This is a genomic window from Promicromonospora sp. NPDC019610, from assembly GCF_044389365.1.
Lineage (GTDB): Bacteria > Actinomycetota > Actinomycetes > Actinomycetales > Cellulomonadaceae > Promicromonospora.
Genome location: NZ_JBIRXX010000001.1, coordinates 1,952,164 through 1,970,839, shown reverse-complemented (window position 1 = coordinate 1,970,839; position 18,676 = coordinate 1,952,164). Strand labels below are relative to the sequence as shown.

18 protein-coding genes are annotated in these 18,676 nt (G+C 71.4%); 9 read left to right on the top strand and 9 right to left on the bottom strand.

What is annotated here, in order from left to right:
- Positions 1–21: 21 nt before the first annotated feature.
- On the bottom strand, positions 22–3,663 hold the full coding sequence (locus ACH45N_RS08775) for a LamG-like jellyroll fold domain-containing protein (RefSeq protein WP_397393010.1): 3,642 nt from the start codon (positions 3,661–3,663) through the stop codon (positions 22–24).
- A gap of 328 nt (positions 3,664–3,991) precedes the next feature.
- Here ACH45N_RS08775 and ACH45N_RS08770 point away from each other — a divergent pair, with 328 nt between their 5' ends.
- The 3 genes from ACH45N_RS08770 to ACH45N_RS08760 all read left to right on the top strand — a co-directional run bounded on the left by ACH45N_RS08770 (position 3,992) and on the right by ACH45N_RS08760 (position 5,503).
- Positions 3,992–4,348 carry a hypothetical protein gene (locus tag ACH45N_RS08770; protein ID WP_397393009.1) on the top strand — a complete coding sequence of 119 codons (357 nt, stop codon included), beginning with the start codon at positions 3,992–3,994 and terminating at the stop codon, positions 4,346–4,348.
- A 69-nt stretch (positions 4,349–4,417) separates the two neighbouring features.
- Positions 4,418–4,969: a GNAT family N-acetyltransferase gene (locus tag ACH45N_RS08765; protein WP_397393008.1), complete on the top strand. Its 552-nt coding sequence runs from the start codon at positions 4,418–4,420 to the stop codon at positions 4,967–4,969.
- Between the two features lie 87 nt (positions 4,970–5,056).
- Positions 5,057–5,503: a hypothetical protein gene (locus ACH45N_RS08760; RefSeq protein ID WP_397393007.1), complete on the top strand. Its 447-nt coding sequence runs from the start codon at positions 5,057–5,059 to the stop codon at positions 5,501–5,503.
- Here ACH45N_RS08760 and ACH45N_RS08755 read toward each other — a convergent pair.
- On the bottom strand, positions 5,463–6,740 hold the full coding sequence (locus tag ACH45N_RS08755) for an MFS transporter (RefSeq protein WP_397393006.1): 1,278 nt from the start codon (positions 6,738–6,740) through the stop codon (positions 5,463–5,465). The genes ACH45N_RS08760 and ACH45N_RS08755 overlap by 41 nt on opposite strands.
- Positions 6,737–7,423, bottom strand: coding sequence for an ArsR/SmtB family transcription factor (locus ACH45N_RS08750; RefSeq protein WP_397393005.1), 687 nt, complete (start codon positions 7,421–7,423; stop codon positions 6,737–6,739). Before ACH45N_RS08750 ends, ACH45N_RS08755 begins: the two co-directional genes overlap by 4 nt.
- 101 nt (positions 7,424–7,524) lie before the next feature.
- On the opposite strand from ACH45N_RS08750, the gene ACH45N_RS08745 reads away from it, so the two are divergent.
- A complete protein-coding gene (locus ACH45N_RS08745; RefSeq protein ID WP_397393004.1) occupies positions 7,525–8,040 on the top strand; it encodes a GrpB family protein in 516 nt (171 codons plus the stop codon).
- Positions 8,041–8,120: 80 nt separating this feature from the next.
- Positions 8,121–8,753 (top strand): dihydrofolate reductase family protein, encoded by a 633-nt coding sequence (locus ACH45N_RS08740; protein WP_397393003.1) that lies wholly within the window; start codon positions 8,121–8,123, stop codon positions 8,751–8,753.
- A 140-nt stretch (positions 8,754–8,893) separates the two neighbouring features.
- On the opposite strand, the gene ACH45N_RS08735 is transcribed toward ACH45N_RS08740, so the two are convergent.
- From ACH45N_RS08735 to ACH45N_RS08720, 4 genes are all read right to left on the bottom strand, one after another.
- The gene (locus ACH45N_RS08735) at positions 8,894–9,085 is read right to left on the bottom strand and encodes a hypothetical protein (RefSeq protein WP_397393002.1); all 192 of its coding nucleotides are present in this window, start codon (positions 9,083–9,085) and stop codon (positions 8,894–8,896) included.
- 42 nt (positions 9,086–9,127) lie between these two features.
- Positions 9,128–9,418, bottom strand: a complete 291-nt coding sequence (locus ACH45N_RS08730) for a UBP-type zinc finger domain-containing protein (protein ID WP_397393001.1) — start codon at positions 9,416–9,418, stop codon at positions 9,128–9,130.
- A 70-nt stretch (positions 9,419–9,488) separates the two neighbouring features.
- Positions 9,489–10,514: a LacI family DNA-binding transcriptional regulator gene (locus ACH45N_RS08725; protein ID WP_397393000.1), complete on the bottom strand. Its 1,026-nt coding sequence runs from the start codon at positions 10,512–10,514 to the stop codon at positions 9,489–9,491.
- Entirely contained in the window at positions 10,511–11,098 is a 588-nt protein-coding gene (locus ACH45N_RS08720; protein WP_397392999.1) for a TetR/AcrR family transcriptional regulator, read from the bottom strand. Before ACH45N_RS08720 ends, ACH45N_RS08725 begins: the two co-directional genes overlap by 4 nt.
- 113 nt (positions 11,099–11,211) lie before the next feature.
- On the opposite strand from ACH45N_RS08720, the gene ACH45N_RS08715 reads away from it, so the two are divergent.
- From ACH45N_RS08715 to ACH45N_RS08705, 3 genes are all read left to right on the top strand, one after another.
- A complete protein-coding gene (locus tag ACH45N_RS08715; protein WP_397392998.1) occupies positions 11,212–12,324 on the top strand; it encodes a serine hydrolase domain-containing protein in 1,113 nt (370 codons plus the stop codon).
- 108 nt (positions 12,325–12,432) lie between these two features.
- Complete coding sequence (locus ACH45N_RS08710; RefSeq protein ID WP_397392997.1) at positions 12,433–12,993, top strand: GNAT family N-acetyltransferase; 561 nt, start codon at positions 12,433–12,435, stop codon at positions 12,991–12,993.
- 153 nt (positions 12,994–13,146) lie between these two features.
- Positions 13,147–15,486: a family 43 glycosylhydrolase gene (locus ACH45N_RS08705; protein ID WP_397392996.1), complete on the top strand. Its 2,340-nt coding sequence runs from the start codon at positions 13,147–13,149 to the stop codon at positions 15,484–15,486.
- A 154-nt stretch (positions 15,487–15,640) separates the two neighbouring features.
- Here ACH45N_RS08705 and ACH45N_RS08700 read toward each other — a convergent pair whose 3' ends face one another.
- The gene (locus ACH45N_RS08700; RefSeq protein ID WP_397392995.1) at positions 15,641–16,507 is read right to left on the bottom strand and encodes a helix-turn-helix transcriptional regulator; all 867 of its coding nucleotides are present in this window, start codon (positions 16,505–16,507) and stop codon (positions 15,641–15,643) included.
- Positions 16,508–16,685: 178 nt separating this feature from the next.
- On the opposite strand from ACH45N_RS08700, the gene ACH45N_RS08695 reads away from it, so the two are divergent.
- Positions 16,686–17,552 (top strand): SDR family NAD(P)-dependent oxidoreductase, encoded by an 867-nt coding sequence (locus tag ACH45N_RS08695; RefSeq protein ID WP_397392994.1) that lies wholly within the window; start codon positions 16,686–16,688, stop codon positions 17,550–17,552.
- Between the two features lie 183 nt (positions 17,553–17,735).
- On the opposite strand, the gene ACH45N_RS08690 is transcribed toward ACH45N_RS08695, so the two are convergent.
- Entirely contained in the window at positions 17,736–18,641 is a 906-nt protein-coding gene (locus ACH45N_RS08690) for an SDR family oxidoreductase (RefSeq protein WP_397392993.1), read from the bottom strand.
- Positions 18,642–18,676: the final 35 nt, after the last annotated feature.

Sequence of the window (18,676 nt, the reverse complement as noted above, 5' to 3'; positions counted from 1 at the left end):
CTGCACATTCCAGTCGTTCGTTCACTGCGCGGCTCCGGGAACCACCGTGGGAATGCCCGGAGTGCCGTTCTCCAGGGCCCGGATCTGAACCTGGCTCAGCGCGCCCTTGAACACCCACACGTCGTCCAGGCCACCGGCCCAGTAGCTGTCCCACGCCCCGTTGCTCAGCCCTCGGCCCAGGTTGAACCTGGCCACATTCGTGAACGGCACCGCACCCGGTTCGGTACGTCCGACACCGATGTCCTCGCTGGAAGCTGCGTTGATGTAGAGGTGCGCAGTCTGACGCGGTGCGTCGTACACGACGGCGAAGTGGTTCCACGACGTAGCGGTCGCTCCCTCGGTCGACTGCACCCTGTGCAGTTCTCCCGAGGTGCTGTTGGCCTCGCGCACGTACAGGTTCCAGGTGCCGCCGGTCGTCTCGTCGTCCCCGGAGCCCGGCTCGAACCTGACCATCAGCGCTTCCTCGTTCCCTCCGGAGATCGACATGACCGTCCCCGTGCTGGTCGGCACGCCGACGGCCTGAGCCCACCCTGAGATCGTGAACGACTCGTCCATCGATACCGGCACGACGCTCAGATCGGTGTAAGCGGCGGCCGACGCGTCCAGGTTCAGCGCAAAGTCATCGACCTTTCCCATGAGCTCCTCGCCCTGGGTCGCACCGGTAGGCAGTGTCAGCTTGGGGCCAATCCGCACCCCGGCCGGGTTCTCTGAGCCCAGGGCCTTGACCGCCTTGCCACTCGCGTCCTTCTCGAGGTCCGCGGACTCGAAGTTCCATCGCGCCTTGACTGCGGGCAGCCGCGTCGCGAGCGCCGCGGCCTCAGAGGGCGTGACGATCCGGTCGTAGGTGCGGACCGAGTCGATCAGCCCGTCGAAGTAATTGCCGTAGGTGCTCCCGTACCTGCTCGCGCCGATCATCACCGGGCCGGCGGCGGTCCACGGTGAGTCGAGGGTGATCTCCGGACCAGCCACCCCGTTGACATAGAGCACCAGCTTCTTGCGGGAGGCATCATGCACCCCTAGCAGGTGAACCCACTTGCCGGGTGTGACTGTGGCCGCGTTTGTCGCCCGCGGGCCCGTCGCACCCGCCACGTCATCATCGTGCTGCGAGAACGACCACTCGCCATCAGCCCCCGCGTAGTACAGACGGAATCCCATCTGCTGCTGTCCCGGCTGAGACGCCACGAAAGACATTCCCGACCCGGAGGGAAGTGTGTCCGGACGAACCCAAGCCTCGACCGAGAAATGACCCCTGGTATTGACCCAACCCGCCGGCTTGTCCCCGACGTCGGGGCCTGTGGCGTAATCTCCGGCGCCGTCGAGCTGCAGCGCGTCACCCTCCGCCGGGTCGATCGTCGGCGTCTGCGCCTCGGGATCGATCTGCGTCGCATCCCCGCTCAGCACGTACGGCGAGGGAGCCTGGTGTCCCTCGGCCGGGTCGTCGAACGTCCAGTTACCCACCGGGTTGCGCCCATAGTTTACCCGGAACGCATATTCGGTCGGGGTGCTGAGCTTGTTGCCGGCTGCGTCATATGCCCGTGCGTAGAGAGAGTGCTGACCTGGATCCAGCGGCAGATAAGCCACGCGAACGACCGAACCTGACTTGGTCGTCCGTTCACCGTTGCCGAACCAGTACTCGATCTTCGCCACGTCGAAGGCTGACGAGGAGATCTCGAACCAGCCGTACTCTCCGACACCGTCGTGCGGCATGTCGTCCGGGTCGGACGGGTCAGGCTCCGGGTACTCGCCCTCCTCCGAGATGATCCGCGGTGCGGGCGGGGCATTGGTGTCCAGGACGAAGAAACACCCGGGGTCCGACCATGGTCCCGACGAGTTTGGACCAGAGTTGTCCACCTTGCGGTCCTGTACCCGCACGAACCACCGCACCAGCTGGTTCTCGGGAATCTTCGACGCAGGGACCGACGCCGCGAAGTAGGAACCCGGCTTCGCCCACCCGGTGTCGATGGTGTCGATCACGGTGCCGTCGGCCCGCTCGAGCTGGAACTGGACCCGCACCTCCTCGTTCGGGTCGGGGTCCTTGGCGGCACCCTCGGCCACCCGCAGGATGTTGCCGTCGACCGTGCGCAGCCGAAGCGGGTCGGAGTTCGAGGTGTCGGTACACGCACCGCCGAACTTCATCGAGAGTGCCGACCGAGCCACCTTCGACGGCACCGTGTTGTACGTGACCCGGAGATACGCCGACCGGCTGAACTTCTTCCACTGGTTCTTGTCGGACTCCGAGGCCGCCCGCATGCCCAGAGTCACCTGGTTCCACCCTGCGTCGGCACCCTCCTGGACCAGTGCCCTGACTGAGAACTCGGCGTCGCCCGCATTCTTGCAGCCCGACTGGTTTCCGCCGTAGTTGAAGGACGCGGATGCAACCTGCTTCTTGAAGAACCCGGAGGCCGCCTGCGTGTTCCACGTGGTCGCGGACGAGATCGCCTTGGTCTGGAAGACGTTCACCGTGTGGTCCACGCAGACCGCGGAGTGAGTGTTCGGAACTGCGAACACGGCCGAGGAGACGTTCTTTCCCTTGAACTTCGAGACGTCGAACTGGTAGAAGAGCCGGTACGTCGCGCCCCCGGGGCAGTCCGACCATCCTGTGCAGGTACCCAGTCCGGCGGTCGTCTGCCCCTTGAACTGCCAGTACGAGGTCGACGGGTACGACTCGTTGGGGCTCGTCCACGCCGACGTACGCGGTGTCGACACAGCAGGGTCGATCGTCACAGGGAACGACGTGTCCGGCGACTCCAGGAGATCCTGGTCCGGCACCAGCGTGAACGAGTCGCCTTCAGGTGACACCTGGACGTCGACCGGAGCGATGTCGCGTCCTCCGCTCGCGGCTTCTTCCCCTGCCACCGCGTCAGCGCTCCTTGCCTCTACCCGTTCCTTCTGTCCGGCGACAGCACCTTCTGCGGGCGCGGCGCTCCACATCGAGGCAGGCGGTGCCTCGAACACGACCGACCCAGTCGAAGAGTCCTTCGCCTCCAGCACCCCTGCCGCGGTCACTCCGACGGCAAGCCCCCGTGTCTCCATGGCGAAGGTGATCTCGTCGAGCGCCGGCGAGGCTGCTGCCTCTGCGTTCTTCACCACCAGGTACGACGCGAAGCCGTCCTCCGTCGCCTTCATCTGCAGATCGACGCCGTCTATGACATCCCGGTAGGTCGCCGTGTCGTCGTCCAGTACCGGCTCAGGCAGTGCATCTGGCCACGACCACTCCAAGACCCGGCCATGGCGTGCCATGGAGACCAACGGCCTGTCGTTGCCGCCTGGCGAGAAGACCACGGAGGATGCCGAGGCGGCAGGGGCAATGCCCTCGGACGACGCCTCCAGAGTGGTGTCCACAGCGACCCAATGACCGTCGACGCGAGCCCACTTCGGGACCACGAATTCCCGGACCTCGATCTCCCCGGAGGGCGTCGCATACACCTCGCGCGTCTCGGCGCGGTTGGCCGTGATCTCCACCAGCTCGCCGGTCTCCGCTGCCTGCGTCAGAGCCTCTGCCTCGGCAGGGTCCGCGTCGTTGGCATCGGGAGCTTTACCAATCGCGTACCCACTCGTGAAGTCCTCCGTTGATACGTCCGGAGCCGGCGTCTCGGTCGCCTGACTCGGCGACGCTGGTACGACGCACAGGACGGCAACTGCCGCGGCCGTAAGCCCCCTCAAGGCCGCAACCGTCCATGCAGAAGCTGGCGCCCTTCGCACTGCTCTGGCCGATCCGCCGCGCACCGGGGACTCCATCTCAAGCTCCTTGCTGTCGTGCCCGGGCGTTGGACGATCCGGACTGCAGGGCTGAGCATGCACGATCGTCGAGGCTTCGAGGAGGGGTCGATTTTGCCGGGTGAGATCAGGTGGCTGATCTTGACCAGGTCTCGAAGAGCCGGTAGCGAACGATCGCCGCACTGCGGCACAAATCACCTTTTGTTTACTTGACCTCGCACGTCACCGCTCGACACCATCGCGAATGGCAAGTCCTGCCATGACGAGGGGAAACATGGACTTCATCTACAAGACCCGGCTGTACCTGCTTGCCCGTACACACGGAACGTGGAGCGGAGCGGCGCGGGCGGCGCGCCTGTCACCCGAGTCGCTGAAGAACAACGTCAAGCAACTTGGCGACCGGCTCGCACGCCTTCAGGACCTTCCCGACGGCACTCTTCTCGCTTGGGAAAACGGCCGCCTGACACCAACACCCCTGGGCACATGGCTTGAAGACAACGGCGGCCCGGTAGTCACAGCCCATGACGCCGTCTTCGGCAGGCAGGCACACTCGCGAACGAACTCGAACGCGTCACCCACCATGGTGAACTCCGATGTCCCATCGGACAGCTCCATTACATGTCCGGCATGAGCCTTCCACTGGACCAGGACATCCGCTGAAGCCCCGAATCGTGCCGCCCACCCTCGCTAGTCTGCGCAGATGGCAGATCTCGGACCCATCACCTGGCCACCCGCCCCGATCCGGACCGAGCGGCTCCTGCTCCGTCAGCCCGTGGCAGCGGACCGCGCCGCAGTCATCGAGCTGAGCGCCTCCCCCGAGGTGAGCACGTACATCGGCGGGCCGCAGCCGCGTGCCGAGCTCGAGCGCACCGTCTCCGCGGTGCCGAAGACGCACCCGGGCCAGTTCGTCGTCGACCTCGACGGGGCGATGATCGGGCTGGTCCAGCTCGACCGGCGCGGCGGGGACTATCTGGTCGGTCCGGCCGTCGGGAAGGTCGAGCTGGGCTACCTGTTCCTCCCGGAGTCGTGGGGGCACGGGTACGCCGCCGAGGCCTGCGCGGCGGCACTCGACTGGTTCGCCGGCGAGATGCCGGACGAGCCGGTCGTGCTGACCACGCAGTCCGCCAACGAACGGTCGATGCGGCTCGCGGCGCGGCTCGGGTTCACTGAACAGGAGCGGTTCGAGGCGTGGGGCGCCGAGCAGTGGTTAGGCGTGCGTCCGGCGACGGCGTCGGCGCCCGACCGGGCCTGAGGTTCACCAGGAACGGGTGAGGGCACGGGGCCACCGCGGCGCTGAGATGAGGAGACTCATCTCGAGTGCCCTCGCCAAGGAGCCCACATGTCCGGCACGCACGCCCCCGGCGCCGACCCGTACCCCGGCCTGACCCCGGTCGCCAGCTACGGCCCGCCCACCTCCGTCGCGTTCACCTCGTCGGGCTTCGCCGGGACGGTGCTGGTCCTGGCGGCCCTCTTCCAGGTGTTCCAGGGGATCTCGGCACTGGCGGCGGACCGGTCGGCCATGATCAGCGTCGAGTACATCTACGAGCTCGACGTGACCACGTGGGGATGGATCCACATCGGCGTGGGCGCCGCCGCGTTCGCCGCGGGCCTCGGCGTCCTCGCCCGGCGGACCTGGGCATACCTCGCAGGGCTCGCCCTCGCCGTCGTGGCGAGCATCGTGAACTTCGCGTTCCTGCCCTACTACCCCCTCTGGAGCGCGATCATCATCGCCCTGACCCTGGCGGTCATCTGGTCGCTGACGTTCCTGCTGGCAGAGCGGGATTGAGCAGCCGGAACGACGGCACCACGAACGGCGTCAGCGTCAGCACCCCGTACACCACCCCGACGGCCCAGAGCGTGGGCACCAGCCCGACCCCGTCGACGAGCACACCCGCCACCAGCGGCCCGAGCGGCAGCCCCAGCCAGGCCAGCGACTTCACGGCGCCCAGCACCCGCGGCAGCATCTCGGCCGGGATGCGCTCGTACTGCACCGCGCCCAGCACGGGGTTGATGCCGCCCATCGCGAGCCCGCAGCACACCACCACCGCGAGCACGGGCACCACGTCGTCGCTCGCCGCGAGCGCGAAGAACCACGGCGCGCCGCCGAGCAGGAAGCCGAACGAGTACAGCGCCCAGCGGTTCACACGCGGCGCCACCCACGCGCCGACCAGGCTCCCCACCAGGGCGCCCAGGGAGAACCCGCCGGCCACGGTGCCGACGGCGGCCACCGGTAGCTCGTGCTCCCGCACCCAGGACGGGAGGTAGACGCTGGCGAGCCCCGCGTTCAGCAGGTTGCCGACGGCGACCATCACCACCACCCCCAGCAGCACCCGGTCGCGCGCGAGGAAGGCGAGGCCGGCGCCGAGCCGACGCAGGTAGGGGTCCGCGACGCCGTCGCGCACCGGAGCGCCCACGGTGCGCGGGACGCACAGGGCGACGAGCAGCGCGGCGACGAAGAACGCGCCCCCGCTCACGATCAGGACGGTCGGCGGGGAGATCACCGTCAGGAGGACGGCGGCGAGCGGCGCGCCGACGAGCTGGCCGCCCTGGCTGGCCGAGGCGTGCAGCCCGGCCGCCCGTTCGAGCGGCACGCCGGCCAGGCGGGCGACGGCGGGGACGAGCGGGGCGCTGCCGCAGTCGGCCACACCACGGAACGCGCCGGCGCAGGCGATGACCGCGAGCAGCGCCCCGAACCCGAGGTGCCCGTTGACGTAGAGCACGGGAACCACGAGCAGCGCGACGCCGGCAGCCAGGTTGGCCGACCAGCTCGACCGCCGCGGGCCGAACCGCTCCACCGCCGGGCCCGCGGTGGCCTGCATCAGCACGTAGGGCGCCATCTCGGCCGCCACGACGAGCCCCGTCTGCGCCGCGCTCCCCGTGGTGGTGAGCACGAACCACGGGATCGCGAGGGCCGACACGGCCGTGCAGGTCACGGAGACGACGTAGGCCGCCAGCACCGCGGCCAGGGGAAGCCGACGGCGCTGCGCCGCGACCTCGGCCGTCGTCGGCTCGGCGGTGGTCACGCGGTCGCCCCCGCGCCGCCCGCGGCCCCTGCGCCGCCCGCGCCGCCGTCGTCGTCCGGCAGGAGCTGGTACTGGAACACCGCGCGGTGCCGCTCGGGCCCCTCCGCGTCCGGGCCGCCCGGGCCACGGGCGCGGCCGGCCTGGTCCCGTCGGAACGCGGCGACAGCCTCGACCACGCGCGCCGACAGCTCGCGGGCCTCGGCGTACGTGAGCGACAGGTCGATGTAGCCGAGCTGCCAGGGCAGCTCCGCGACCTCCGCGCCCCGCTCGGGCAGGCCGTTCACGTAGCCCAGCACCCGCTCGTGCCCCACCTGGGCGACCATGCGCAGGTAGCGTGCCGCCGTCTCGAGCTGCTCGGCGTCGCCATGCTGGTCGGGCACGCGCAGCGTGAAGGTGACGTTCTCGTGCGCCGCCTTCCACCAGCGGTCGCGCCGGTTGCCGAGCTCCTCGTCCTCGACCACGAGCCCGGCGTCCGCGAGCGTGCGCAGGTGGTAGCTCGTCACGCCGCTGGAGTGCCCCACCCGTTGCGCCAGTCCCGACGCCGTCGCGGGACCGTCCTCGCGCAGCAGGCGGAGCAGCGCGAACCGGATGGGGTGCGCCAGCGCCTGCACGTTGTGCGGGGTCAGCGTCGCGTAGCGCTCCGGGTCGAACCAGGACGGCGGCCAGGCCTCGTGCTCGGTCATGCGTCCACGCTACGACCGCAAAGACATTTTGCAAAGCACTTTTGCAATTGGCCCGCTCCTGCGGAGCGGTCCACTACCCTGATGCGACCAAGGAGGCGAAGATGCTCGTGGAATACGACCAGCACTGGCCGCAGAGATTCGAGCGGACGGCGGCCGAGCTGTCCGAGATCGAACCGTCCTGGATCGTCGAGCACATCGGGTCCACGGCCATCCCCGGCATGGCCGCCAAGCCGGCGATCGACCTCGCCGTCCGGGTCGGGTCGTTCACCGACGTCGAGGACCGGTTCGAGAGCCTCGCGGCGCTGGGGTGGCTGCGCATCGCCCGGGGGCCGCGGGCACATCTCGTGCTGGTCAGGCAGGAGGGCCCGCGGCGTACCGACATCGCGCACTTCTTCACGGCCGAGCAGTGGGAGACCTGCAACCAGCGGATCTTCCGTGACTGGCTGCTGGCACATCCGGAGGACGCCACGCGCTACCTCGACGCCAAGCGGGCGGCGGCAGAAGCCGCCACCGGCATCCCCGACTACACGGCCCGCAAGACCGCGGTGGTGCAGGACATCGTCGACCGCGCCCGCACCGCCCGCGGGCTCCCGCTGGTCGACGTCTGGGAGAAGTAGCCGAGCCGCCAGGCCGATGAGTCCGCCCGCTTCCCGAGGTCTACCCGACGAGACACAGACCACTCATCAGGGAGCACATCATGGGCATCATCCAGATCGAGCTGTTCGCCACCCTCGACCTCGTCGCGCAGGCGCCCGGCGGCCCCGAGGAGGACCCGGAGAACTTCCCGTTCGGCGGCTGGCAGGCTCCCCTGATCGACGACGTCGCCGGCACCCAGATCGACGCCGCCTACGAGGGCACCGACGCCCTGCTGCTCGGCCGGCGCACCTACGACATCTTCGCCGCCTACTGGCCGCAGTACGAGGGCGACGAGAACTTCAAGATCGCCGAGCTCTTCAACCGCGTGCCCAAGTACGTGGCCTCCCGCGGCACGCCCGATCTCCCGTGGGCCGGGTCCACACAGCTCGGCCCGGACCTGCCCGCTGCCGTCCGCGAGATCCGCGACCGCCACGAGAGCATCCGGGTGGTCGGCAGCGTCGACCTGGTGCAGACCCATCTGCGCGAGAAGCTCTTCGACCGGCTCGACCTGTGGGTGCACCCCATCGTGCTGGGCGTGGGCAAGAAGGTGTTCGACGACGGCGCGGTGCCCTCCAACCTGTCGCTGCTCGCACCGCCGGCCGCCACCCCGAACGGCACCGTCTACCTGCGCTATGGCCTGGAGGACGGCGTCCCGGCCACGGGCGACATGGGCGCCCCGGACCGCGGTGTGTGAGCTGCCGGGTCACGCCCAGAATCCCGCGGGCGTCGAACGTAGGGTTGGTCGCTCTCTGAGCGCTCAGAGTGCGACCAACCCTACGTTCAACTGTGGCTGCACCGCTGGACCGACCCAGGAAGCGGCAGCCGGCACCGCGCTCAGCCCGAGCGCCCCGTGCGCGCCGCCCCGACGATCAGCACGATCCCGATCACGGCGAGGATCGGCCCGACGATCGCCCACAGCGCCACGCCCGTCATCGGGCTGCCGGCGAGGTAGCCGAGCCCCTGCACGGTGAACACGCAGCCGATGGCGACGAGCACCAGGCCGGCCACGATCAGGCCAGATCGCATCGTTGCCTCCGAGGACGGGGACCAGTCATCTCGACCGTACCGTCAGTACTTGTGGGTGCCCAGGGTCGTCGACGAGATCATCGCGTCGTCGGCGTAGCAGTAGCCCCAGCCCTCGCCCGGCTCGACGGAGCGCATCAGCGGGTGGCCGGACGACTTGAAGTGGGCGGTGGCGTGCTTGGCCGGGGAGGAGTCGCAGCAGCCCACCTGCCCGCACACCAGGCAGCTGCGCAGGTGCACCCAGGTGCCGCCGAGGGCGAGGCACTCGGGGCAGCCCTCCCGGTTCTCGGGTTCGAGGACCGCGACCTGGTCCAGATGCGTGCACTCGTCGGTCATCGTTCGATCCTCACGTCGCTCCGGTGGGCCCCGCCGCGGCCGGTACCACCCCCGGCGGATGGCACAGAGTCTAGGCCGGGGACGACGCCGCGGGCAGGTCGCCGCAGGTGCTCTCGCGCGCGGTGATCCGGTGGGGCACCACCACGTGCTCCGCGGGGGCGTCCGGCTCGGCGATGCGCCGCATCACCAGGCGCACCGCCTCCGCGGCGAGGCGGGGCAGGTCAGGGGTCACCGTGGTCAGCGAGGGTACGGAGAACTGACCGTCCTCGATGCCGTCGAAGCCGGCCACAGCCACGTCGTCGGGCACTCGCAGCCCGCCGTCGTGCAGGGCGCGCAGCGCGCCCAGCGCCATCAGGTCGTTGAAGCAGAACACCGCGTCGAAGTCGACGCCGCGGGCGAGCAGCTGCGCCACGGCGTCGGCGCCGCTGGCGCGGTGGTAGTCGGTGCACTCGACCACCAGGTCCGGGTCCACGGCCACGCCGGCCTCGGCGAGCGCGGCCAGGTAGCCCTCGCCGCGCAGCCGCCCGGTCCCGGCGCCGCTCTGCAGACCGATCCCCGCGATCCGACGTCGGCCCAGGTCCAGGAGGTGCCGCGTGACGTCACGGGCCGCCGCCACGTTGTCCACGCCCACGTGGTCCACGCCAGCCGGCTCCCCGTACTCCCCCAGCAGCACCAGCGGCGTGCCGTCCCGCCGCTCCGCGACCTCCGCCACCGACGTGACCAGTGGGCTGAAGACGACACCGTCGACCAGGTGGCTCGGCAGGCCGTCGAGCACCGCGCGCTCCCCCGCCAGGTCGCCCGACGTCTCCTCGATGAGCACCGACTGCCCCACGGCCCGCGCCGCCGCTGCGAGCTCGGAGGCGAGGCCCGCGAAGTAGGGCGAGGTGAGCTCGGGCAGCGCGATCGCCAGGAACCCGGCCCGTCCGTGTCGCAGGCTGCGGGCCGACGTGTTGGGCCGGTAGCGCAGCTCGGTGATGGCGGTCTGCACCCGCTCGCGGGTCTCCGGGCGCACGTTCGGGTGCCCGTTGATCACGTTCGACACCGTCTTGAACGAGACCCCGGCGCGTTCCGCCACGTCGCGCAGGGTGACCCTCACGGACGCTCCCTGGGGCTCAGGCCGGCGAAGAGGGTGGCGAAGACGCTGTCGATGAACGCGCGCGAGACCGGCTCGCGGGAGATCAGGAGCCGGTAGTACAGCGGCCCGGACAGGATGGTCATGGCCAGGTCGAGGTCGAGGTCCGGCGAGACCTGCCCCTGCTCCTGGCCCAGCTTGACCCGGGCGACTGTGCGCTCGGTCTGCGGCCGGATGAACCGCTCGTCGAGGCCGGCCGCGACGGCGGGGTCGTGCTGCGCCTCGGCCACCAGGGCGCGGTAGAGCGGGCCCCACGTGCCGTTGGCCAGCAGGTCCGTCACCGCGTAGGCCTGCCGCAGCAGGTCGGCCAGCAGGTCGCCGGTGTCGGCGAACTCGAGCGCGGGCGCGTTCTGCGACAGCAGCGAGTCCAGGAACAGCTCGCCCTTCGAGACCCAGCGCCGGTAGATCGTGTTCTTGCCGACGCCGGCCCGGGCGGCGACCGCCTCGATGCTCAGGGATGCATAGCCGTTCTCCCGGGCCAGGTCGAGGGTGGCCTGCATGATCGCCGCGGTCCTGGCCGCGCCGCGGGTGGAAGGGCTCGCCGTCATGCGCCCACCGTAACGGAACGGAACGCACCGTATTGACATGCCGGGTCGGGTTTGTCCAGGATGGGCAAACGGAACGGACCGTCTCGTTCCGTTCACCGACAAAGGAGTTCCCCATGACCATCGCTCCGGCAGGCCCGCAGGAGACCACCCCGCAGACCGACCAGGCCCGCCCCGGACTGCAGCAGCTGATCGAGGACATCGTCGAGTCGGGCTTGACGGGGGTGACCCTGCGGGTGCACGACGAGCAGGGCGCCTGGGTGGGCAGCGCCGGAGCGGCCAGGCTGGGCGAGCCCGGCACGCCACCCATCGACGGCCACGTCCGGATCGGCAGCAACACGAAGACCTTCGTCGCGACGGTCGTGCTGGGCCTGGTCGCGGAAGGCAAGGTCGACCTGGACACCGCGGCGGCGGACTACCTCCCGGACCTCGGCCTGGACCCCCGGGTGACGGTGCGGACGGTGCTCCAGCACACGAGCGGCATCTTCAACTTCACCGGCGAGTACTACGAGGACGGGACGTTCGCGCCGGGCATCACCGCCACCACCTCCGGCAAGGAGTGGGTGGACAACCGGTTCAAGCCCTACACGGCGGAGGAGCTGGTCCGCCTCGCGCTCGCCAAGCCCGCACGGTTCGAGCCCGGGACGGACTGGAGCTACTCCAACACCAACTACGCGCTGGCCCGGGTCCTGATCGAGAAGGTGACGGGCCGCCCGTACGCGGAGGCCATGCACCGGCTGGTCCTCGGACCCCTCGGACTGACGGGCACGGTCGCGCCGACCCACGAGCGGACCGTCCCCGAGCCGCACGCCCACGCCTACTACCGGTACGACGAGGCCGGCCGCGAGACGACGATCGACGTCACCGACCAGGACCCGTCCTGGATCTCCAGCGGCGGCGACATGATCTCGACCACCGCGGACCTGCACACGTTCATCTCCGCGCTGGCGGGCGGCAAGCTGCTCCCCGAGCCGCTGCTGGCCGAGATGTTCACCCCGGAGGCCAAGGCCGGCTACGGGCTCGGCGTCTTCGTCCAGAAGACCGGCGGCACCACCGTCATCTCGCACAACGGCGGCATGGCCGGCCACGGCGCGCTGATGTACGCCGGGCACGGCGGCCGCACCACCCTCACCGCCACCCTGAACTACGTGGACGACGCCGCCCTGTCCCTCGGGGCCGCCTTCCAGCAGGCGACCCAGCGGCTCGTCGCCGAGGTGTTCGGGGACTGATCGACCCCCGAACCCGCCGGGATACGCTCGGCTCCCGCGCCTCCGCCCCGACCGCCCACGCGGCCGGGGCGGTCGGCCCGGCGCACGACAGCCCGGAGAGGAACAGCAGTGGAACGCAACCAGGTCCGCGAGACGACCGACCAGGACGAGGCCGTCGTGCTCCAGCTCATGACCGAGTACATGACGTGGGCGCTCGCGACCTTCGAGCAGACCTACGGCTTCGCGATGGGCCTCGACGCACGGCACACCAGCGCCGACCTCGACACGTTCCGCCGGCCCACCGGGCTCATGGCGCTCGCGGAGGTCGGGTCGCCGTCCGGGGACGACGGCGCCGCGCGGCCCGGCACTCCACGACCCGGCACCAAGCAGCCCGCCGGCGTGGCCGCACTCCGCGCGCAGGACGACGGCGTGGTCGAGATCAAGCGGATGTTCGTGCGCCCTGAACACCGCGGGACCCACGTGGGCTCGGCGATGCTGGACTGGCTGCTGGAGCGCTCGCGCGCGGACTTCGGGGCGCGGACCGTCCGGCTGGACAGCAACCGCTTCATGGCCGGGGCGCACCGCCTCTACGAGTCGCGCGGGTTCGTGGAGCGCACGCCCTACCCGGGCTCCGAGATCCCCGGCGAGCTCCAGCACCTGTGGCGGTTCTACGAGCTGTCGCTCGACTGACCGCGCCCGGCCGGCGCTCCCGCCGAACCCTTCGTCGCCCCTTGCCGACCGCAGGTTATCCGTTGTAACTTCGCGCGTGGTTATCCGTTGTAAAGGAGCGACGGCCACGTCATCGAGGACGTGGCGCGCGGCCGCCCGAAGGGACGATCACCCATGGAGATACGGTTCGTAGCCGCCCTCGCCACGCTCGCGCTGGTCGCCGGCGCCGTGGCCCTGCCCGGCACGGGAGGCGCCCCACCCGCTGCGGCGGCCGACCGGACGGGCACCGACCGGACGGCCACGGACCAGGCCGCGCCGCCGCCGGGCACCACCTATACCAACCCGGTGACGGAACCGTTCGCGGACACCTACGCCGACCCGGCCGTGATCCGCGGCAAGGACGGCTGGTGGTACCTGTACGCGACGAGCGACCCGCTGGTGTCGGGCGGCCCGTTCGGCAACATGCACGTGGCGAGGTCGCGTGACCTGGCCGCTTGGGAGTACGTCGGCACGATCTTCGACGACGAGAACCGGCCCGCGTGGGCGGCGGAGGCGTCCTACTTCTGGGCGCCCGACATCCGGTACGTCGACGGCCAGTACGTCATGTACTACACGGTCACGGACACGGCGGCGAACCCCGACGCGTGGGACTACACGATCGGCGTGGCGACGGCGCCCACCCCGACCGGACCCTGGACGGACTCCGGAGGGCCGGTCCTGGACCCCCGACCAGCACCCGGCGGCGGGTACCTCAACACCATCGACCCGGCCCTGTTCGCCGACGACGACGGCTCCCGCTACCTCTACTTCGGCGGCTTCAACGGCGGCATCTGGGTCACGGAGCTGGACGAGACCGGCACCCGCGCCGTGGGTGAACCGACTCGCGTGACCGTCGCGGACCGCTACGAGGGCGCGTTCGTGGTCAAGCGGGACGGCTGGTACTACCTCATGGGGTCGTCGGCCAACTGCTGCTCCGGCCCCGTGACCGGGTACAGCGTCTACACGGGCCGGTCGCGCTCGCCGCTCGGCCCGTTCACCGACCACGAGGGCGTGGGCATGAACGAGTCGCGCGTGGGCGGCACCCTCGTCGTGGCGCAGAACGGCAACCGGTGGATCGGCGTCGGGCACCACGCGGTGTTCTCCGACGTGTCCGGGCAGGACTGGATGCTCTACCACGGCATCGACCGCGACAACGCGTGGCTCAACCAGCCCGGCGGCGTGAACCGGCGTCCGACCCTGCTGGACCGGCTCGACTGGATCGCCGGCTGGCCCGTGGTCAACGCGGGCGCGGGCCCGAGCGAGGGGGCGCAGCCGGCGCCGGTGGCCGCGAGCGAGCTGGGCATCAACAGCGCCGACCCCGCCTCGGGGCACGCGCTGCGGCGCGTCACGGGCACGCTGGCCCGGGCTGCGGACGGCGCGGGCGACGCCGGGTCGATCGCGCGGCTGGTACCGGACCGGCGGCACGCCGCCCTCGTCCGGACCGCGCCGGCCCCGCGGGACGTGCGGGTCGAGACGGACGTGCGGCTGCCCGACGCCGACGGCGCGTTCACGGTGCGCGTCGGCGGGGCCGGCCCGGCCGCCGTGTCGGTGCGGCTGGACGCCGGGGCGCGCGAGCTCGTCGTCGGGCAGGGACGGCACCAGGTGCGGACGGCGCTGCCCGCGAACGCGGACCTGACCTCCTGGCACGTGCTCAGCGTCGAGGTGCGCGACGGCGTGGCCGACGCGCGGCTGTCGTCGAGCGGCCTGGGCGACGTGGACGCCGAGGCGCGGTTCGAGCCGCGGACGCCGCTGCCCCGCACGGCGCCGGTGCGCCTCGCGGCCGACGGCGCCGAGGCGCAGCTCGACAACCTGACGGTCGTGGCGGCGCACGAGCCGGTGACCGAGCGGGTCGCCGAGCCGCAGGCCGGCGCGGTCACGTTCGCCGAGGAGTTCGACGGCGCGCTGGACGAGGGCTGGCGCTGGCAGCACTCCCCCGCGACCGTCGACGTCGCGGACGGCGCCCTGACCTGGCCGTTGACCGGCCACGACCTGGTGGGCACGCGGAACGACGCGCCGGTGCTGCTGCGCGACGCGCCCGACGGCGACTACGTGCTGGAGGCCACCGTGCGCCTGCCGCTGGGCGAGGACACGGTGCGCAACTTCCAGCAGGCGGGCCTGCTGGTGCACGCGGGCGACGACGACTTCCTGCGGCTCGGCTCCGTGGCGATCGGCCGGACCCGCCAGGTCGAGTTCGGCAAGGAGCTCACGGCCGACGGCGCCGTCCGGTTCGGCGGCTTCGTCTCCGGCCCGGTGGCCGACACCATGCACCTGCGGCTGTTCCACACCACGGACGCGGCCACGGGCGAGCACCGGTACCGGTCGGCGACGTCGCGCGACGGGAAGAGCTGGCGCTTCGGCGCGACCTGGACACTGCCCGCCGACACCGACCCGGCGGTCGGGATCTACGCGGGCGGCGGCGCGTCGCCGGCGGTGAGCGCGGTGTTCTCGGACGTGCTGCTCCGCGAGCTCGGCTAAGGGGCGGCTGGAGCCCGGGGACCCCTGGCCGCCCCTCCCCTTTGAGGCCCGGGTTTCTTCGCTTTGAGCTGGCTCAAAGCGAAGAAACCCGGGCCTCAAAGGGGAGTGCCCCCGGCCGGATCAGGGCCCGCGTCGGATCACGGCCCGCGGCGGGTCAGGATGCGGCGGGTCCGGGCGTCGCCGTCAGCGACCAGCTCGCCAGGAGACTCAGCACCCGCTGGGACGGCGAGCCCGGCTCTGCCGAGTACACGTACAGCATCGTGTCGGGGTCGCCGGGCAGGGCGAGGGTCTCGTACTCGACGGTGAGGTCGCCGACGACAGGGTGCCGCAGCCGCTTGGACCCGTAGGTGCGCTGGTAGACGCGGTGCTCGGCCCACCAGTCGCCGAACTCGGCGCTGGCCTCGCGCAGCTCCGCGATCAGCGCGGCCGTCGCCCGGTCGGCGGGATCATTCCCGGCCTCCAGCCGCAGGTTCTCGACGGCGGCGCGGGCCTGCTCCTCCCAGTCGACGAACAGCGACCGCGCGCCGTCGTCGAGGAACATCCAGCGCGCGTAGTTGCGGCGCGGCGCCGGGAACCGCTCGAAGTCGGTGAACAGGGCCCGGCCCATGCGGTTCTGGGCGAGCACGTCGGCGCGGCGGCCGAGCACGAGCACGGGGACGCCGCCGAGCGCGTCGAGGAGCTGGTACAGCCCGGGGCGGACGCGCTGTACGGGACGGGTGCGCGGCTGGACCGACGCGGTGCTGAGCCCGATGAGGTCGGCGAGGTGGGCGCGTCCGGCCTGGTCCAGCCCGAGCGCCCGCCCGATGGCGTCCACGACCGACGACGAGGGCACGATGCGCCGGCCCTGCTCCAGCCGGGCGTAGTAGTCGGTCGAGACGCCGGCCAGGAACGCGACCTCCTCGCGGCGCAGGCCCGGCACGCGGCGGACGCGCCCGTCGGCGGGCAGCCCGGCGCGTGACGCGTCGCCCTGGCTCCGTGCGCGACGCAGGAAGTCCGCCAGCTCCGTGTTCTTCTCGGCCATGCCTCCATTCTGGGCGGGCCGCCTCGCGCGGCGCACCCGTCAGGGTGGACCTCCGCGTCCTAGTCAGCGGCGACCCAGGATGCAGGGGGCCGAAGATGGCCCCCAGGAGCACGGTTTCGCGCGGAAGTCTTGACGGGTCGGCACGCCCCGCCGACCTGACCCTCCCGAGGAGACCACCATGTCCTACCCCACCGACCGCCCCGCGACCTGGTTCGTCACCGGCACCTCCCGCGGGCTCGGCCTCGAGCTCGTCCGGCAGCTCCTGGAGCGCGGCGAGAACGTCGCCGCCACCACCCGGTCCACCGAACGCCTCACCAGCGCACTCGACGACGTCGACACCTCCCGGCTGCTCGCCCTGACCGTCGACCTGGCCGATCAGGCACAGGTGGACCGGGCCGTCGCCGCCACGAAGGAGCGCTTCGGCACCTTCGACGTCGTCGTGAACAACGCGGGGTACGGCTACCTCGCCGCCGTCGAGGAGGTCTCGGACGCCGACGCCCGCGCCATGTTCGACGTCCAGGTGTTCGGCGTCTGGAACGTGCTGCGCGCGGTGCTGCCGGGCTTCCGGGCCCAGCGCGGCGGGCACGTGGTCAACGTGTCCTCGATCCTCGGCCTGCTCTCGTTCCCCGGCTGGAGCCTGTACGCGGCGGGCAAGTTCGCGCTGGAGGCGATCACGGAGTCCCTGGCCGCCGAGGTCGCGGACCACGGCATCCGCGTGAACCTCGTCGAGCCCGGCTACATGCGCACCGACTTCCTGCGGCCCGTGTCGCTCGGCCTGCCGTCGGACACGAACGAGGCGTACCCCGCCGTCCGCGAGATGGTCGAGCAGCACCTCGGGATGCCGGGCACCCAGCTCGGCGACCCCGCGAAGGCCGCCGCGGCGATCATCACCGTCGCGACCTCCGGCGAGGCGCCCCTGCACCAGCTCCTCGGCTCGGACTCGCTCGGGCTGGCCGCGGGCCGCCTGCAGAGCCTGTCCGACGACGTCGAGGCATCCCGTGCTCTCGCCACCACGACGGACATCGCCGAGACGCCGGCGGCCTGAGACGTGGCCGGCCGGGCCGGCCTCGCCCTCCGCCGCGGCGGTCGTCGCGCGACGGGTCGCCCCTTCCCTTTGAGGCCCGGGTTTCTTCGCTTTGAGCCAGCTCAAAGCGAAGAAACCCGGGCCTCAAAGGGAACTGGCCTCACAGGGGACTGGTTGGCCGCGTGCCACGAGCGGACGCTGGGCCTACCGGGCCTCCGAAGTCGTGTACGCGCCGGCCGCGATGTCCTCGACCAGGGTCGGGCCGGACGGCGTCCAACCGAGCAACTCCTGCGTCGCGGTGCTCGTCGCAGAGCCGTCCATGCCGAAGAACCCGCCGATCCAGCCGAAGTGCGCGGCGACGTCGTCGGGCGCGACCGAGGTGACCGGCAGGTCGAGGACGGCGCCGATAGCCTCGGCGATCTCGCGGCTCGAGACACCCTCCTCCGCCACGGCGTGCAGGCGCGAGCCGGACGGCGCCTTGGCCAGGCCGAGCGCGACGAGGCGGGCGGCGTCGGACCGGTGCACGGCGGCCCAGCGGTTGCTGCCGTCGCCCGGGTAGCCGGAGACGCCGTTGCGCCGGGCGGCGTCGGTGATCGCGGCGATGAAACCGTGGTCCCCCACGCCGTGCACCGTCGGCGAGAAGCGCAGGCTGACCACGTGCACGCCCCGGTCCACATACTCCAGCGCGAGGTTCTCGGCGCCGCCGCGCGGCGAGTCCGGCCCGAAGGACGACGACGTGTCCTCCTCGGTGGCGGGCCGGCCCTGCGCCAGCCCGGCGGTACCCGCCGCGAGCAGGAGCGCCCGGCCCGAGCCGGCGAGGGTGTCGGCGAAGGCCTGCACGGCGGCCCGCTCGGCCGCGTTCGACACGGCCGGGTTGGCGAAGTCGTGCTTGTTGGCCAGGTGCAGCACCGCCTCGGCGGCGTCGGCGCCCCGGCGGAGGCCGTCGAGGTCGTCCAGGTCGCCGCGCTGCACGCGGACCCCCTTGGCCTCCAGCGCCGCCGCGGACGCGGCGGACCGGGCGAGCACGGTGACGGCGTGGCCGTCCGCGAGCAGCTCGTCGACGGCGGCCGACCCGATCCAGCCGGACGCTCCGGTGACGAATACCTGCATGGTGCACCTCCAGTGATGTCAGTGACTGTTGTCAG

Coding starts and splice junctions, on each gene's coding strand:
- ACH45N_RS08770 (WP_397393009.1), top strand. CDS start 3,992: ATGGACTTCATCTACAAGACCCGGCTGTACCTGCTTGCCCGTACACAC.
- ACH45N_RS08765 (WP_397393008.1), top strand. CDS start 4,418: ATGGCAGATCTCGGACCCATCACCTGGCCACCCGCCCCGATCCGGACC.
- ACH45N_RS08760 (WP_397393007.1), top strand. CDS start 5,057: ATGTCCGGCACGCACGCCCCCGGCGCCGACCCGTACCCCGGCCTGACC.
- ACH45N_RS08750 (WP_397393005.1), bottom strand. CDS start 7,423: ATGACCGAGCACGAGGCCTGGCCGCCGTCCTGGTTCGACCCGGAGCGC.
- ACH45N_RS08745 (WP_397393004.1), top strand. CDS start 7,525: ATGCTCGTGGAATACGACCAGCACTGGCCGCAGAGATTCGAGCGGACG.
- ACH45N_RS08740 (WP_397393003.1), top strand. CDS start 8,121: ATGGGCATCATCCAGATCGAGCTGTTCGCCACCCTCGACCTCGTCGCG.
- ACH45N_RS08735 (WP_397393002.1), bottom strand. CDS start 9,085: ATGCGATCTGGCCTGATCGTGGCCGGCCTGGTGCTCGTCGCCATCGGC.
- ACH45N_RS08730 (WP_397393001.1), bottom strand. CDS start 9,418: ATGACCGACGAGTGCACGCATCTGGACCAGGTCGCGGTCCTCGAACCC.
- ACH45N_RS08720 (WP_397392999.1), bottom strand. CDS start 11,098: ATGACGGCGAGCCCTTCCACCCGCGGCGCGGCCAGGACCGCGGCGATC.
- ACH45N_RS08715 (WP_397392998.1), top strand. CDS start 11,212: ATGACCATCGCTCCGGCAGGCCCGCAGGAGACCACCCCGCAGACCGAC.
- ACH45N_RS08705 (WP_397392996.1), top strand. CDS start 13,147: ATGGAGATACGGTTCGTAGCCGCCCTCGCCACGCTCGCGCTGGTCGCC.
- ACH45N_RS08700 (WP_397392995.1), bottom strand. CDS start 16,507: ATGGCCGAGAAGAACACGGAGCTGGCGGACTTCCTGCGTCGCGCACGG.
- ACH45N_RS08695 (WP_397392994.1), top strand. CDS start 16,686: ATGTCCTACCCCACCGACCGCCCCGCGACCTGGTTCGTCACCGGCACC.
- ACH45N_RS08690 (WP_397392993.1), bottom strand. CDS start 18,641: ATGCAGGTATTCGTCACCGGAGCGTCCGGCTGGATCGGGTCGGCCGCC.